The sequence below is a fragment of the Raineya sp. genome (assembly GCF_053497555.1).
Genome location: NZ_JBRCWE010000052.1, coordinates 16,022 through 31,900 on the forward strand (window position 1 = coordinate 16,022; position 15,879 = coordinate 31,900).

A 15,879-nucleotide genomic window follows, 5' to 3' on the forward strand; every position below is an offset into this window, starting at 1 on the left:
ACTGAAAACTATACCTAAACAATTACCAAAAATCTTTCATACTTTTGCTTTTGCATACGAATATCTTATTTTTGCTTTTTATTCTGAAAAGCTATGACACCTTTAACCTGTATTTCACCCATTGACGGCAGATATTTCACCCAAACGCAAAGTCTTTCCCCTTATTTTTCTGAATTTGCTCTAATGCGTTACAGAGTTTGGGTAGAAGTAGAGTATTTTATTGCTCTTTGCGAGCTAAATTTACCCCAAATGCAAAATTTTGATAAAAACAATTTTGCCACTTTGCGAGATTTTTATCATAATTTTTCGCTCTCTGATGCCGAAAAAATTAAAAATATTGAAAAAACAACCAATCACGATGTAAAAGCCGTAGAATATTTTATCAAAGATTTTTTTGCCCAAAATGGCTGGCAAGAGTTTAGTGAATTTGTACATTTTGGGCTTACCTCGCAAGACATCAACAATACGGCTATTCCTTTAAGTCTGAAAGAGGCTTTGCAGACAGAAATATTGCCTGCTTTGCAGAAGGTTTTGAGCCAAATGGAACAAAAAGGAACAGAATGGCTCGCCTTGCCTATGCTAGCACGTACCCACGGACAGCCCGCTACGCCTACCACGATGGGCAAGGAGTGGCTCGTTTTCGCCGAAAGGCTCAAACAACAAATGCAACTGCTTTCGCAAATTCCTTTTTCTGCTAAATTTGGCGGTGCGACAGGCAATATGAACGCTCATTTTGTGGCATTCCCCCAAATTGATTGGCACGCTTTTGCAACAAAGTTTGTTGCTTCTTTGGGCTTGCAAAGAAGCTATCCTACCACTCAAATTGAACATTACGACCATTTAGCCGCTATTTTAGACTGCCTGAAACGTATCAATACTATTCTTATAGACTTTGCACGTGATATTTGGCAATACGTGGCTATGGAGTATTTCAAGCAGAAAATCAAGGCGGGGGAGGTAGGCTCTTCGGCTATGCCCCACAAAATCAATCCTATTGATTTTGAAAATGCCGAAGGAAATTTGGGCTATGCCAATGCTATTTTTGAACATCTTTCTGCCAAATTACCCATTTCTCGTCTGCAAAGAGATTTAACCGACTCTACCGTGTTACGCAATCTGGGTGTGCCGATAGCTCATAGCTTTATTGCTTACAAATCCTTGCTTAAAGGTATGGAAAAACTCCAACTCAATGAAGTAGCTCTACATCAAGATTTAGAAGAGAATTGGGCTGTGGTAGCAGAAGCTATCCAGACTATTTTACGCCGAGAAAAATATCCGCAGGCTTACGAAGCCTTGAAAAGCCTTACTCGTACCAATGAAAAAATTACCCAAAAAACTATCACTGATTTCATTGAAACACTTGATTTAGCTGAAAATATCAAACAAGAATTGAAAAACATCACACCTTTTAACTACTTGGGCAAATTTTGATGAAAAATAGTAAAGCTAAAGGCAAAAAACGTTTTATCATCAATATTATATGTGCTATTCTGACGCTAACGGCTTATTATAGTTGTTACCTTTCGCCTGCAAACTATTTTTGGGCGGGCTTTTGGGCTTTGAGCGTTCCCGGGTGGCTTGTAGTGAATTTGTTTTTTGTGTTACATTGGTTTTTGCAGAAATCTTGGAAAGGGGTTGTTTCAACGCTGGTTTTGGCTTTGGGCTATTCTTTTATTGTAAGCACTATTCGCTTTCAGTTGGGCGGTGAGAAAAAGAAAAATCATCATACATTCAGCGTTTTGAGCTATAATGTAAAAGTTTTCAATGTCTATAATCATCTGCAAGGGAAAGATAGCATCAATGCCAAAAAACTCATTCAGCAGGTTGTAGAAGATAGTAGTGATATTAAGTGTTTGCAAGAATTTTTTTGCGAAGATAGCTCCAAAGTATTCAATACCATTGCCAAAATTAAGGAAAAAGGTAAATATCAGTATGTTATCAGTCCGCAGAAAAGTGAAAGACACAACTACTTTGGGATAGCTATTTTTTCGAAGCATCCGATAGTAAGGTCGGGCGAAATCAAATTTGCCAAAAGCCTCAATCGGGGGCAATTTGCTGATATTGTAGTAAAGAAAGACACCATTCGCATCTATAACATTCACTTGCAGTCTATCAGCCTTGATGAGGAGAAGATGTTTGATAGCGAAAGCTACGAACAACTGAAAAAAAACTATAACAACATTTTCCTGCAACTCTTGCGTGGCTTTCGTTTGCGAGCCAAACAAACGGCTTTGGTACTGGCTCATCTTGAAAAATCGCCTTATCCCGTAATTGTTTGTGGAGATTTCAACGATACGCCTTACAGCTACACTTACAAGCGTTTTAGGGAAAAATTGCTCAATGCTTTTGAAGAAAAGGGTAGTGGTTTAGATTTTTCGTATAATGGCAAACTTTTTTTCTTGCGAATTGATAATCAGTTTTTTAGTTCAAATTTAAATATTCATTTTTTTGAAACCGACCGTTCTTTCAATTATTCCGACCATTTTCCTTTGCGGGGCATTTATAGCATAAAAAAACCTCGCTTGTAGCGAGGTTTTATTTTTAGTTGGGTGCGTTTTCAGTGGCTTCAGGAGCAGAATTTTCGTTGCTATTTTCACCTGTTTCTTGCACTTTTTGCTTTTCAGCAATTGCTTTTGCTCTTTCTTCTTTGATTTTAGCTTCTGCTTCCAAGCGAGCTTTTTGGGCTTCTGCTTTTTCTTTGGCAAGTCTATCCACTTTACCCTGAATTTTAGCATTTTTCTGCTCAAGCCAAGCCGCAAATTTGGCATCGGCTTGTTCTTGTGTGATTGCCCCTTTCAAAACACCTACCTGCAAGTGTTTTTTCATTAAAATTCCTCTGTAAGAAAGCATTGCTCTTACGGTATCGGTAGGAATAGCCCCGTTCATTACCCATTTAAGAGCCTTTTCCTCATCTAATTTGATAGTTGCAGGGTTTGTGTTAGGGTTGTACGTACCGATTTTTTCAATGAACTTCCCATCGCGTGGAGCACGAGAATCGGCAATTACAACATCGTACATTGCGTACTTTTTCTTTCCTCTGCGAGCTAAACGAATTTTTACAGCCATTTTTCTAAAAATTTTTAGGTGGAGAATGACAGAACCCGTCTGTCTTTCGGTTTTTTTAGGACGGCAAAGGTAGAAAGAAAAAAACTTTTTTCAAAGAAAAAATGAGTATTTTTATTCTACCCTAAAAATAGGATAGCGTTGGTGATGTTTTTCGTAATAAGGCGAATTTTTGTAAATAAAATCTAATTGCTTGTAGGCATTTTGGGCAAATTCAGTATCGGAGCGTTTTTTGGCTTCAAATTCAGCTCGTAAGGTAGGGTTTTCGGCTAAAAGTTTTTCAGCAATTTCTTCAAAAACATAATCCGAAAAACCTTCTTTTTGTTGTAAAATGGTATCAAAAAAATTCCACGCAAAATAGCTATCGGGGGCTTGAGGCTCTAAAACATTCATTATGAAATTGATGTGTGGCTGGTTGGTCATTACAATAAAATCGCCTTCTTGGATAGTGTAGGTATCGGGCTTTTTTTCTACTTCAATATCATAATGGAAATAATGCCCCTCGTAGGGTTTTTGTGGTGTTTTGAAATCTTTGATGTAGTAATAAAAGCCTTTGAATGTTTCTTTTTTGGTGAATTTGGTGATTTGTACGCCATTCATTTCAAGCATTTTGGCAATATTGGCATACAGCTTAGGGATAATATACATTTTGGGCTTCTTGATAACAAGTTTGGGTTCGTGGGTATCCCAGTAGAGTATTTTTTTAGTATAAGGCTTTTGCGTGTTGTATTTTAGGCGGGGCAGACCGGTAATTTTGCTCGTTACAAATTCTGCTTCATAGCCCTTGAAATCAATCATTGTAGGTTTCTGTTCATTGATTTTCCAATCCAAAACCATCGTTTCTTGTTTCTGAAAATGCTCAAAGGCTTTTTTACGGCTTCGCTGAATTTTAATGCCGTCTTTTTCTAAAATTTCCAAAATGCTCATCATCATTTTGTAAGTAGCTTGCACGCGTTTATCGAAAGGTTTGAGCATATGCGTTTCGGCTACCATTGCAAGTGTATGAAATTGAGTAGCATAAATATGTGAAAAACGCGGAGAGCGAACATTTTGCACCAAACCACTATCGGGAATATTTTTGCGAAGTTCAACATAAGGCGACATTTCTTCGCCCTTTTTTTTCATCAAATTGAGCATATCGGGCTTAAATTCTTTCAAGAAATAACTTTGCATATCGGGAGCGTATAGAGCAGGATTGGCGAAAATATAGGTCATAGTGTACTGATAATCAGCACCATTGGTAACGTGGTTATCAATTTGTACATCTGGTTGCCAAGTCTGAAAAATCTGTACGAAGGTTTTGGCATTTTCAGAGTCCATTTTAATAAAATCGCGATTGAGGTCTAAATTTTTAGCATTAGCCCGAAAGCCATAGCTTTTGGGTCCGTTTTGGTTAGCTCGGCTGTAAGAGTTTCGGTTCAGTACGCCATCAACATTGTAAAAAGGAATAATAGCCAAAACGGTGTTTTTACACATTTTTTTGAGTTTATCATTTTGCACAATATCACGCAGTAGCATCATAGAGGCATCAACGCCATCAGGCTCGCCAGGGTGTATAGCATTGATAACCAAAAAGATAGTTTTATTTTTGGATTTTAGAGAGCTGGGATTAAAATCTTTATCTTCCGAAAAAACTACCAAATGCAAAGGTTTGCCAATATCGGTAGTGCCGTACTCAAAAATCTTGATTTCTGCATAGCGAGAAGCTAATTTCTGATAAAACTCAATTCCTTCTTCGTAAGTAGCAGTTTCTGTTCCTTTGGAACGCTCAAAAGGAGTAATGAAATCTTGCGAGAAAACTTGTAAAAAACTCCAAAAAAAGAGAAAGGTTAAATATTTTTTTATCATCGCAGGTTAAATTTTTTAGAAAACGTGAGCAAGAAACAAAATATTTTCAGAAAAGGCAAAAAATGCAGATTTTTAGTAAATTTGCAGTGGGAAATAGAAAGCAAGATGCAGGAAACAAGATTTTTAGGACATTGGATTTTAGACTGAGTACCCCAAACTCTTGAACTTTTTGAACGTAAATAATTACCCAAACTCTTGAAAGCCAAGCATTTCAACTGAAATCACTGAACCACTAAAATGTATGCAATTCAATAAAAAAACACTCCAACAGCTGAAGACTTACTTTTGGCGGATACTTATTTTTGGGGGAGTAGGCTTGCTACTATTTTACATATTTGTCCCCAATACTACACTCAAAAACATTTTTGCTCGTTTTGAAAAAACATTTCCCAATCAAACACTCACTGCCAAACTCTATGAGTGGAAAGTAGAGTATTTTTCTAAAAAAAATGATTCTGAAAAAGAGCAAGAGCAAAAGAAAATTGAGCAAGAGTTTGAAATTGTAGAGGAAAAAAAGGAGCAAAAAGGTAGTGCTTCCCAAACGGGTAAGCCCGCTAAAAAGCAAGGCAATTACGAGGATTTAGAAATACCCAAATCACCGTACAATGATGAAATTGTACGCCATACCTATTTCACACTCGCCTACGTAGAAGAGCACGAACAGGCTCGTTGGGTGGCTTACAAAATGACAGCCAAAAACTTAGAAAAAAATGTAACTCGCAGTCAGGAAGTTTTTTATCCTGATAGAAAAATAAGTACAGGTTCGGCTTTACCAATGGATTATGCAGGTTCGGGCTTTGATAGAGGGCATTTAGCCCCCGCAGGAGATTTTACAGGTAATGAGCAAATGATGCGTGAAACTTTTGCTATGAGCAATATGAGTCCGCAGTACCCCCTTTGTAATCGTGAAACTTGGCGACTTTTGGAAGAAAAAGTAAGGTTTTGGGGCGAAAAAAAAGGTGATTTGTATATTGTAACAGGACCCGTTTTCAAGGGAAATATGCAAAAAATTGGTAAGAAAAATAAAATTTCAGTACCGCCAGCCTACTATAAAGTGATTTTGAGCCTTAAAGAAGAGCGTGGTATTGCTTTTATTGTACCCAATGAGAATAAAAAAGAAAACTATCGCAAGTACCAAGTGAGCATTGATGAAGTAGAAAAAGAAACAGGTTTAGATTTCTTTCATCTTTTACCCGATGATTTAGAAGAAAAAATTGAAAGTTCTACTGCTACCGATGGATGGTTTGCTCCTGCTAAATCCAAAAGAAACTCAAAAGAAACAGAGTAAGCTCGGTGAAAATATTTAAGTTTGAATATTTATTCTCTCTTTGAAACTTTTTTCGCATTTTTTTAGTTACACTTCAAAATAGCACTTATGAAAAAATTGATTTATGTATTTTTGTTTTGGGCTTTGGCAAACCTAAGCTATGCCCAATGTGTAATGTGTAAATCGGTTTCGGAGCAAAGCAATACAGGAGGGGCTATCAATAGTGCTATTCTGTATATGGCATTTTTTCCGTATTTGCTTATAGCAGTGATTGGTTATTTGTGGTACAAAAACTATAAAAAACAAAAAAATGCGAGAAAAAAACAAACTTCAAGCAATTTTGGAATGTAAATGCCCACGTTGCAGACAAGGAGATTTATTTGAAAAGGGCAAAGTTTTTCCCAAACCCCTTTCGCATTGCCCTGTTTGTGGAGTACGCTATGAAAAAGAACCTGACTTTTTTCAGGGAGCAATGTATGTGAGTTATGCTATTTCGGTAGCAATTTTCGTAACTTTTGGTTTTGGAGCATATTTTGTTTTCAACGACCCACCTACGTATGTATATTGGCTCACGATTATTACGGCTACCATAGTGCTGGCACCGCTCAACTGGCGTTTATCTAAATCTTTGTTCATTCATATATTCGGAGGGTTTAGGTACGAGCCTAATATAGTTCAAGAAAAAAGGGGATAGATAGGCTCATACATTAGGCGTTTAGAGGTTAGTTGCTTACCCTTTGATTGCAAAAATACGATAAAAATATAGAGACAAGCGATGATGCCGCTTACAACAACATCATCGCTTGTATTCTGAATTAGCAAGCTCTCAATCAAGAAAGGCTTGGCAAGAAACTTTTTACACTTTGAGCTATTTCAAGTACCAGCGTGGGGTCTTTTTCAATAGCATTTCCTACAACAATCACATCTGCCCCCGCCCTGATAGCCTGTAAGGCTTTTTCAGCAGTATTGATGCCTCCTCCTACCAAAATAGGTGTATCCACAGATTTGCGAACGGCTTGAATCATTTGCGGAGAGATAGGCTTTTCGGCACCGCTACCGCCGTCCAAGTAAATGAGTTGCAAGCCCAGCATTTCGCCTGCCATTGCAATACAAGCGGCTACGGCAGGTTTATCATAAGGAATGGGAGTAGTGCCACTCATAAACGAAGCCGTAGTTTGTTTGCCTGTATCTACAAGCATATAACCTGTGGGTAAAACCTCCAAACGGCTTCTTTTGAGGATAGGAGCGGCTAAAATATGTTGTCCTATCAAAAAATCGGGGTTTCTGCCCGAAATAAGCGAAAGAAATAAAATAGCATCGGCTTCGGTATCAATGTGTAAACTGCTTCCGGGAAAAAGTACCACAGGAATAGTAGAAATAGATTTAGCAATTTCTACTACTCGGCTCAAATTATTGCCTGTAATCAAACTTCCACCAACGAAAAGGAAATCTACTTGGGCAGTTTCGGCTAAATGAATGAGTTCAATACATTGCAGTTCATCAACATTGTCGGGGTCTATGAGCAAAGCAAAAGCCTTTTTTTGCTCATTTTTGAATGATTGAAGCAGTGATAAAATCCTATTCATCTTCGTAACTGGGTTCGTTTTCGTAGTTTCTGATTTTTTCTAAAAGTTCATAAATTTTTTGTTTGGCAATGGCTAAAAGAAACATAGCAATTTCTCGCTTAATCATTGCAACAATATCCAAATCTTTTTGCGATTGTGGGGCATTGCTGGGTTCGGTACTTTCTGTGGGGGTGTCGGTATCCGAAGGGTAGAAATCTTGCAGACGTAGAGGGTAATCAAGCCATTTTTTGAGAACCCAAAAAGTACCAATTCCTACCAAAGCCACCGAAAGCCCTAACTTGAATTTATACCAAATTTTTTCTTGGATATTTTCAATCTCTTCGGCAATGGCGTCTTCCAATAAATCTGCCTCTTGTTGAAGATTTTGCGTTTTGTCTGTCATACTTTTTCCTCTTCTTGTGAAGTTAAATAGGTATAATCACGAATAATTTGCCTTAAAAATGAATGATGATTTGATTTGCTATCTTGTATATTGAGCAGTTCTTTTAGTTTTTTTACAAAAGGAACTAAAATTTCTTCGTTTCCAAACTTTTCATAAGAAAGTACAGCTTCTTTGACGTAGTTTATATCTGTATCGGAAAGTAATAGCACTTGGGGGTATTTGGGTTCGTAGAGTGTATCAAATTCGGGAATAATCACTTGTTGGCTAAGTTGGGTAGCAGATTTAAGTTTTATCAGGCAGGTATCGGCGGCAAGGTCGCCCAAACGCTGATAGTATTTGTTGGTAGCCGCTACAATAATGCCCAAAATGCCCAAAGTAGCCCAAAGGTCTATCATTCTGAAAAGCCAACGCACCACATACTGCGTAAGAGAGGGCTGTCTGCCGTTACGCGTAACTACTTTGATGTGCATTATTTTTTTTCCGATAGTTTGTCCGTTGAAAAAAACTTCTTGCACAAGTGTATAAGTAGAAAGAGGCAAAATAAGCGTGAAAAAATAAATGAGGTAAAATGTTGTAAGGCTGACGATTCCTTCCAAGTACCAGTTTCTAAAAATGTATTCTAAAAATTTCACATATAGCCAAACATACAAAAACATCACAAAAAAATCTATCAAGAAAGCTAAAATTCGCTCACCCAGCCCCGCAAGGTTGTATTCTAAAAAAACGTTTTGTGTAGTTTCTACGCGTAGCGTATTCATCAGACCTGAATTTTATACAAAATTAGTTTTTCTTGGAAAAAAGAAAAAAGGGCTTGCAGTTTTTTTTCTGCACAAGCAAGAATTTTGTATTTTTAAGCGTTTAATTTTGTACTTTGTGGCAAATGAAGCGAATTTTTACGATAGCAATCCTTTTTCTGCTCTGCTCTATGGTTTTGGGGCAAGTTCAACAACGCAAACAGCAATTGGAAGAGCAGAAAAATGCCAAACTCAAAAATATTGCTGAAATCAACAAAATTTTAGAAGAAGCTGCCAGCAAAAAACAACGTTCTTTGGGCGAACTGAACGCTATCAATGCTCAAATTCAGCAGAGAGAGCAAATTCGTAGTGCTATTCGCCGAGAAATTTCTTTCATTGAAAAAGATATTTCCGATACGGAAAAAATTATTGAAGGTTTGGAAAAAGACCTTTCCGACCTGAAAAAAGAATACGCCCGAATGATTTACCAAGCCTCTAAAATCAGTAATCGTTACAATCAACTTACTTTTGTGCTTTCGGCAAAATCTTTCAACGAATTTTACAGACGTATCCAGTTCGTAAGGCAGTATGCCATAGCTCGCCGTAAGCAGTTAGAGCAAATTTTGAAAACCAAAGAATATTTGGAAAGTCAAAATCAAATTGTTCGCAAACAACGCGAAGAGAAAACTACTACACTTGCCAGCCTTCAAGAGGAAGACCAAGAGCTTTTGAACCTGCAAAAGCAACAAAGTGAGATTGTCAGAGAACTTGCAGAACGAGAGGCAGAGTTGCGTCAGCAGTATTTGGCAGAAAAAAAGGAGTTGCAAGAGCTTGAAAAACAAACGCTTGCGGTGATTCGTGCCGAAATCAAGAAAACAGGAGGCGGCGAAACTAAAGAAATTGTACTTACCAACCCTGAGGATATCAAACTCGCCAATTCTTTTTCCAAAAATAAAGGAAATTTGCCTTGGCCTGTGGATAATGGGTTTATTTCTTTACGTTTTGGCAAGCAAAAACACCCTGTAATCGCTAATTTTTACATAGATAATGCAGGTGTGAAAATTCAGGCAAAGCAAGGTACTAAAATTAAGGCTGTTTTTGAGGGCAAGGTAGAAGCGGTACGAGAAAGAATGGGACCTGGGTACAGTATTATGATAAATCACGGCGATTTTTTTACGATTTACGAGCCTGTGGATAATGTAGCGGTCAAAGAAAATGAAAAAATTAGCACACAGCAAGTTTTAGGAACAATTATGCCCAATTTTGAAGGCACGCCCGAAGTGCTTTTTTGCATTTACAAAAATGATAAAAAGTTAGACCCCGAAAAGTGGCTTTACAAGAAATAAATCGTTCAGCAAACTTATACATCTATGCCTTGGTTGGTTTTGTTATTACTCATTGCTCAAAATGGCTTTGCTCAAAGAAGTAAAGAAAAAATGGCAGTTCGGCATACTATTGAACGCCTTTTTGAAGGAATGAAAAAAGGAGATTCGGCTATGGTACGAAGTGTTTTTCATACTTCGGCTCGTCTGCATACCACTGCTTTTGATAAAAATGGGCAAGCTACTTTACAAGAAGAAAGCATCGAGGGCTTTATCAAGGCTATCGGAACACCTCACCCTGAACCTTACAACGAAAGAATTGAAAGCTATCATATCCAAATTGATGATAACTTGGCAAGTGTATGGACAGAGTACAGTTTTTTTGTGGGTGAGCGTTTTAGCCACTGCGGAGTAAATGCTTTCCAACTTTTTCGTGAAAAGGAAGGTGTTTGGAAAATTATTCAAGTTACGGATACTCGCCGAAAGAAACCTTGTAAAAAACAAAAGTAACTCTTTGGCGTATGGATTCGTAAGCGATAAGGTTGCTTTCAACTCAAGACTTTTGACTTCAAGTTTGCAAACAATTACTTCAAAAATCAGATAAGTTCATAGCTTTCACTTATGCAGTGGCGAACAGAATTACAAATTACCGAAAAATATCCTTTTCTTAGCCATACCAGTCAGATTTTAACTCTGGGTTCTTGTTTTGCCGATGCCATTGGTAAAAAACTTGCTGAAAATAAATGGCAAACCGCTATCAACCCATTTGGTACAATATACAATCCGATTTCTATTTTGCGTTTGCTACGCTTTTGTACGGGTTTGGAACTGCCTCAGAAAAAATTTTGTGTCCAAAATCCTGAAAAAATCTGGCTTCATTACGATTTCCATTCTGCTTTGCGAGCTGAAAGTCAAGAAGAACTCTGGCAGCGTATCCGAGAAGAAGTAAGCAAGATAACTCAATTTTTTTCGCAAACTTCGGTGCTTATACTCACCTTTGGGACTGCTTGGGTGTATGAAAATGAAGGACATATAGTTGCCAACTGCCATAAAATGCCCGCTTCCTGTTTTCGGAAAAGACTGCTTGCCGTAGAGGAAATATGCTCGGATTTTGAGCAAACCTTTCCTATTTTACAAGATAAAACTCTGATTCTTACTATCAGCCCTGTACGGCATCTGAAAGATACCTTGCCGCTCAACTCGGTGAGTAAATCTGTTCTGCGACTTGCTTGCCACTATTTGCAAGAAAGATACGAAAATGTGTATTATTTCCCTGCTTTTGAGCTTGTAATGGACGATTTGCGAGATTATAGGTTCTATACTGACGATTTACTGCATATTACACCGCAAGCCGAAAACTATATTTGGCAAAAATTTCAGGAGACTTTCTTGCCCACCGAAACCCAAAAAATACTTGCCGAATGGCAAAAAATTTTACAAAAAATTCAGCATAAACCTTTCAACCCCCAAGGAGAAGCTCATCAAAAATTCTTGAAAAACCTTTTACAAGAGTTACAAGCGATACAAAAAAACTTTGATGTAGGCGAAGAAATTGCCGAAGTGCAAAGACAAATTGAAAATTTCGTGTAATTTTGCTCAAAAAAATTGGTCTATGTCTGCAATGCAAAAACTCATAGAGGGCTTTGCCTCACAAATCCGCAAAGCGGTGGAAATTGGGAAAAATATTCGTACAACTGCTCATAGCGAGGAAATTCAAAATGTGTTTGTAGCAGGTTTGGGAGGCTCGGGCATTGGCGGAAACTTGGTAGAAAGCATTGTTTCGCCTGCTATGCAAGTGCCTTTAATAGTAGGTAAAAATTATGATATACCCAAATTTGTAGGGAAAAACACACTTTTTATTGCTTCTTCTTTTTCGGGTAGTACCGAAGAAACGCTCATTTCCCTTTCGCAAGTAAAAGATGCCAAAATAGCCTGTATTAGTTCGGGGGGCAAATTGATTGAAATTGCCCAAGAAAAAGGTTACGATTACGTACAAATCCCTAACGAAGCCCCTTGTCCCCGAGCCTTTTTGGGATACTCTTTTGTGCAAATCTTATATCTGCTCAAACATTATGGCTTGCTTGGGTACGATTTTGAGGCTGATTTGCTTGCCAGTACCGATTTATTAGAGCAAAAACAATCTCAAATTCAGGCAGAGGCGAAGGCGATTGCAGAGCTATGCTATACCAAAATTCCTTTTATTTATAGCGATACACGCTTGCAGGCAGTTATTACACGCTTTCAGCAGCAAATCAATGAAAATGCCAAACAACTTTGTCATACGCACATTTTCCCTGAAATGAACCATAATGAACTCGTTGGTTGGCAGTTGGGCAAAGAGCATTACCAAAATACTGCTGTTTTGCTTATCAAAACCACTTACGACCACCCTCGCACACGCTTACGTATGGATATATGCGAACCAATTTTCAAAGCAAAAACATCTGTTTTGCAAAACATTCAGGCACAAGGAGCCAGTTTTGTAGAGCAGGCTTTGTATCTGATACACGTTTTTGATTGGGCATCGCTATTTCTTGCAGAAAAAAATGGGGTAGATGCTTTTCCTGTGGATATTATCACCCAACTGAAAAATGAACTCGCCAAAGAAGCGTGGTAGCTTCAAGCCCATACTTTTGTACCTTCGGTGCAATTCTGACAAATATCTATTTCTTTGCGAGAAATGAGCAGTTTTTGGCGAAAGTTTTGATAAGCCGCTGATTGCCAAATTTCTCGCAATGTTTTTTCTTGCAAATTGCCAAGCTGGTGCGAAGCATCTTTATCAAAACAACAGGGAACAATTTTGCCGTCCCAAGTAATTACACAGCCCTGCCACATTCGCCAACATTGATTGAGCAGTGGGTTCTTGATAGCATATTTCCCATTACTTTGCAAAGCATAGCGGCTGTACTTGCTATTGGAGGGCATAAGAGCAGAGCCGTTTTCGTAGTCGTAGATTTGGGCTGTCTTGAAAGCTACTTTATCAACTCCTAAATTTTTTGCCAAATGCTTCACTTCCTCAATTTGATGTTCATTGGGCTTTACCACCAAAAACTGAAAAATAGTGTAAGGTTTTTGGTAATTGCCTTTTTTACGTAAATCAAGTAGCGTTTCTGTTCCACGAATTACTTTTTCCAAACTTCCGCCTATTCTGTACTGCTCGTAAGTTTCTTGGGTAGTGCCATCAATAGAAATAATCAATCTATCTAAGCCGCTATCCAGTGTTTTTTGAGCATTTTTTTCGTGTAAATAATGGGCATTGGTAGAAGTTGCAGTGTAGATATTCTTTTGGGAAGCATAAGTTACCAAATCAAAAAAATGAGGGTGTAGATAGGGTTCGCCCTGAAAGTATAAAATCAGATAGAGCAGGTGTGAGGAGAGTTCATCAATCGTTTTCTGATAAAATTCCTTTTCAAGCAAACCCGTAGGGCGTGTAAAAGCCCGTAAGCCACTCGGGCACTCAGGGCAACGCAAATTACAAGCCGTTGTTGGCTCAATAGAAATGCTATAAGGTAAGCCCCAATGAATAGGCTTTTTCAGCAATCTTGAAACATAATAACTGCTTATCGTTTTAGCAACGTTCCAAACTTTTGGAAAAGAAAGTTTGCTGATAAGGTTGAGGGTGTCTTGCCAAGAATTCATATTTTAACCTCCTGAACGAAAATTTCATCTTTTACAATTACAACTGAAAGCAAATGAAGCATTTCTTTACTTTGCAAAACGCTATCTTGATAGTAATATGTCAAAATTTGCTTTTGAGCTTCTTGTTGGGTTTGTTCTAAAAGATTTTTCTGCTCTTTTTTTAGATATTTTAGCTCAATAGCAAACTGATGATGTTTGAACGGATTATTGGGCTTGATGTACAATTCTAAATCAATATAACTTCCTCCGTCAAGTTCTCGCTCACTGCGTACATCAAAAATATTGGCTTGCATCAGATAAGCCATAATACTCATCTTGATATGCTTTTCATCAAAGCGGACAAAATCGCGATTAGAGAGGCTTTGCAAAAGTTTTTGGATAAGGGAAAAGAAACTATCCGTTTTGCCACTCAAAGCCATCTCTCTTACGGCAGGGGCAACATTATCCTCCTCAAATGGCAAATTAGCTGTTTCTTGCAAAACTTGGGCATAATATTGCCAATAAAGCTCTGCTATCATTTTATTAGGGATTCTAAAAATCACCATTCCTGAAACATCTGTTTTCTTAATGGTGAGATTTCCCAAGTAAAACAGAAAATTGACAAATTCTTTTTTTCCAAAACCTTTATCAAAACTGAATTGATAAATCTGCTCACTGGCAATACTGCCATTTTCAAGAATTTCTTGTAAAACCTTGATGTTAGCGTGCCAGTTAGCTACTTCAAAGAGTTTTTTCAATTTGCCATAATCGGGCATTATGTTGGGGTCTAAAATTTGCAAAGGATATTGTTGCTCTCGTTTGAAGTAATCCAAGAAATACAAAATCATATCTGAATTGTAAATATTTTCTTGGCTCATTGCATAAAACTTGTAGCCATTGTAATAATTCCGCAAATCTTGCATTATTTTGGATTGCCTCTTTTTGTCTTTCAAAACCATTTTCAAGAGACTTTTTACTTCTGTTTCGGTAAAGCCTATCATTGCTTCAAAATCTTTGTGATGAGTAAGGTGTGTTACGATATTGAAGCCACTTGTAAGGCTATCCAGTGTAATAGGCGAAACCCCCGTAATAAAAAACCTATCTACAATTCCTTGTTGGGTAGCGTTTTTAATTGCCTCATAGAATTTTCTTACATAGCCATTTGCCGAAACTATTTCTATAAACTCTTGTAAATTTCTTACCAAAACTTCATTGGTAAAGTGGTCGTATTCGTCTATGAGCAAATATATCTTATTTGAATTTTCAGGGTATAAGGCAAAAAAGGTATTCATTACCTTTTCAGGACTGCTTTGTGCAAGAATTTCTGTAAGTTCTTCCTGCTTAAATAGTGCGTATCGCCTATTGAAAGTACGGATATGCAACTTAATTTTATCTAAAAAGCCACTGAAACTATTGGCTTGTGTAGTTGTATCAATGGCACTAAAATTGAAAAATAAAATCCGAAACTGATTTGCCAAAGGCGTGGGCTTTCTACCAATATAAAATTTTCCAAAAAGTTCTTGAAATTGCTCTTTGCGGTGTAAATCGTAGTAATGCTCTAGTAGCGAAATAAATAAACTTTTACCAAAACGGCGAGGTCGCAGATAAACTATCCTTTTCTGCTTACTATGCTCTAAAAGTTCAATGAAATGGGTTTTATCAATATAAACAAAATTTTCTTGCGATAATTCGGCAAAGTTACTTATGCCAAGGGGGAAAAACACACTCATATTTTCTTGGCTTTCATTATGAATTTATTTTTGTGCAAGTTACAATTTTTTCAAAAACTTTTTTGGAATACTGCCACGCTTTGTCTTGGAGACGGCTTATTTTTGTTATCCTTAATCTTAAAATTATGAAGAAAGAAAATACAGAAGCAGGTTTGCGAAAGGCAAAACCCGCTATCAATGCCGCTTTGAATACTTTTGGCAAAGTTCCGCCACAAGCTTGCAATGTGGAAGAAATTGTTTTAGGGGCTTTGATGCTTGAAAAAAATGCCATAATGGAGGTAGCAGATATTCTGAACGCTGACTGCTTCTATGACCCTCGTAATCAGGAA

The 15,879-nt window shown here is 37.6% G+C and carries 17 protein-coding genes; 10 read left to right on the forward strand and 7 right to left on the reverse strand.

Going from position 1 to position 15,879, the window contains the following annotated elements; genetic code table 11:
• The first annotated feature begins 93 nt into the window (after positions 1–93).
• The gene (purB, locus tag ACWITO_RS06800; RefSeq protein ID WP_448529247.1) at positions 94–1,431 is read left to right on the forward strand and encodes an adenylosuccinate lyase; all 1,338 of its coding nucleotides are present in this window, start codon (positions 94–96) and stop codon (positions 1,429–1,431) included.
• On the forward strand, positions 1,431–2,528 hold the full coding sequence (locus ACWITO_RS06805; RefSeq protein ID WP_448529248.1) for an endonuclease/exonuclease/phosphatase family protein: 1,098 nt from the start codon (positions 1,431–1,433) through the stop codon (positions 2,526–2,528). The genes purB and ACWITO_RS06805 overlap by 1 nt, the downstream gene beginning before the upstream one ends.
• A 13-nt stretch (positions 2,529–2,541) precedes the next feature.
• Here the strand turns inward: ACWITO_RS06805 and ACWITO_RS06810 are convergent, their stop codons facing one another.
• Both ACWITO_RS06810 and ACWITO_RS06815 read right to left on the reverse strand, forming a co-directional pair.
• Positions 2,542–3,066 carry a 30S ribosomal protein S16 gene (locus tag ACWITO_RS06810; protein WP_448529249.1) on the reverse strand — a complete coding sequence of 175 codons (525 nt, stop codon included), beginning with the start codon at positions 3,064–3,066 and terminating at the stop codon, positions 2,542–2,544.
• A gap of 111 nt (positions 3,067–3,177) precedes the next feature.
• On the reverse strand, positions 3,178–4,911 hold the full coding sequence (locus tag ACWITO_RS06815) for a M14 family zinc carboxypeptidase (RefSeq protein ID WP_448529250.1): 1,734 nt from the start codon (positions 4,909–4,911) through the stop codon (positions 3,178–3,180).
• A gap of 241 nt (positions 4,912–5,152) precedes the next feature.
• Between ACWITO_RS06815 and ACWITO_RS06820 the strand changes: the two genes are divergently transcribed.
• From ACWITO_RS06820 to ACWITO_RS06830, 3 genes are all read left to right on the forward strand, one after another.
• Positions 5,153–6,199, forward strand: a complete 1,047-nt coding sequence (locus ACWITO_RS06820) for a DNA/RNA non-specific endonuclease (RefSeq protein ID WP_448529251.1) — start codon at positions 5,153–5,155, stop codon at positions 6,197–6,199.
• Between the two features lie 87 nt (positions 6,200–6,286).
• Entirely contained in the window at positions 6,287–6,529 is a 243-nt protein-coding gene (locus ACWITO_RS06825) for a hypothetical protein (protein ID WP_448529252.1), read from the forward strand.
• Positions 6,489–6,872, forward strand: coding sequence for a DUF983 domain-containing protein (locus ACWITO_RS06830; protein ID WP_448529253.1), 384 nt, complete (start codon positions 6,489–6,491; stop codon positions 6,870–6,872). Before ACWITO_RS06825 ends, ACWITO_RS06830 begins: the two co-directional genes overlap by 41 nt.
• A gap of 136 nt (positions 6,873–7,008) precedes the next feature.
• Here the strand turns inward: ACWITO_RS06830 and ACWITO_RS06835 are convergent, their stop codons facing one another.
• The 3 genes from ACWITO_RS06835 to ACWITO_RS06845 are packed head-to-tail and all read right to left on the reverse strand — an operon-like array spanning position 7,009 to position 8,904.
• The gene (locus ACWITO_RS06835; protein WP_448529254.1) at positions 7,009–7,764 is read right to left on the reverse strand and encodes a geranylgeranylglyceryl/heptaprenylglyceryl phosphate synthase; all 756 of its coding nucleotides are present in this window, start codon (positions 7,762–7,764) and stop codon (positions 7,009–7,011) included.
• The gene (locus ACWITO_RS06840) at positions 7,757–8,146 is read right to left on the reverse strand and encodes a hypothetical protein (protein ID WP_448529255.1); all 390 of its coding nucleotides are present in this window, start codon (positions 8,144–8,146) and stop codon (positions 7,757–7,759) included. The genes ACWITO_RS06835 and ACWITO_RS06840 overlap by 8 nt, the downstream gene beginning before the upstream one ends.
• Complete coding sequence (locus ACWITO_RS06845; protein WP_448529256.1) at positions 8,143–8,904, reverse strand: RDD family protein; 762 nt, start codon at positions 8,902–8,904, stop codon at positions 8,143–8,145. Before ACWITO_RS06845 ends, ACWITO_RS06840 begins: the two co-directional genes overlap by 4 nt.
• A 122-nt stretch (positions 8,905–9,026) precedes the next feature.
• Here ACWITO_RS06845 and ACWITO_RS06850 point away from each other — a divergent pair, with 122 nt between their 5' ends.
• The 4 genes from ACWITO_RS06850 to ACWITO_RS06865 all read left to right on the forward strand — a co-directional run bounded on the left by ACWITO_RS06850 (position 9,027) and on the right by ACWITO_RS06865 (position 12,819).
• Positions 9,027–10,226: a murein hydrolase activator EnvC family protein gene (locus ACWITO_RS06850; RefSeq protein WP_448529257.1), complete on the forward strand. Its 1,200-nt coding sequence runs from the start codon at positions 9,027–9,029 to the stop codon at positions 10,224–10,226.
• Between the two features lie 24 nt (positions 10,227–10,250).
• Complete coding sequence (locus ACWITO_RS06855) at positions 10,251–10,712, forward strand: nuclear transport factor 2 family protein (protein WP_448529258.1); 462 nt, start codon at positions 10,251–10,253, stop codon at positions 10,710–10,712.
• 111 nt (positions 10,713–10,823) lie between these two features.
• A complete protein-coding gene (locus ACWITO_RS06860; RefSeq protein ID WP_448529259.1) occupies positions 10,824–11,792 on the forward strand; it encodes a GSCFA domain-containing protein in 969 nt (322 codons plus the stop codon).
• Between the two features lie 22 nt (positions 11,793–11,814).
• Positions 11,815–12,819 (forward strand): bifunctional phosphoglucose/phosphomannose isomerase, encoded by a 1,005-nt coding sequence (locus ACWITO_RS06865; protein ID WP_448529260.1) that lies wholly within the window; start codon positions 11,815–11,817, stop codon positions 12,817–12,819.
• A gap of 2 nt (positions 12,820–12,821) precedes the next feature.
• On the opposite strand, the gene ACWITO_RS06870 is transcribed toward ACWITO_RS06865, so the two are convergent.
• Positions 12,822–13,841, reverse strand: coding sequence for an SPASM domain-containing protein (locus ACWITO_RS06870; protein ID WP_448529261.1), 1,020 nt, complete (start codon positions 13,839–13,841; stop codon positions 12,822–12,824).
• A complete protein-coding gene (locus ACWITO_RS06875) occupies positions 13,838–15,550 on the reverse strand; it encodes an AAA family ATPase (RefSeq protein ID WP_448529262.1) in 1,713 nt (570 codons plus the stop codon). The genes ACWITO_RS06870 and ACWITO_RS06875 overlap by 4 nt, the downstream gene beginning before the upstream one ends.
• Before the next feature lie 125 nt (positions 15,551–15,675).
• On the opposite strand from ACWITO_RS06875, the gene ACWITO_RS06880 reads away from it, so the two are divergent.
• Positions 15,676–15,879: DnaB-like helicase N-terminal domain-containing protein (locus ACWITO_RS06880; RefSeq protein ID WP_448529263.1), on the forward strand; the 204-nt coding region annotated here is incomplete at its 3' end.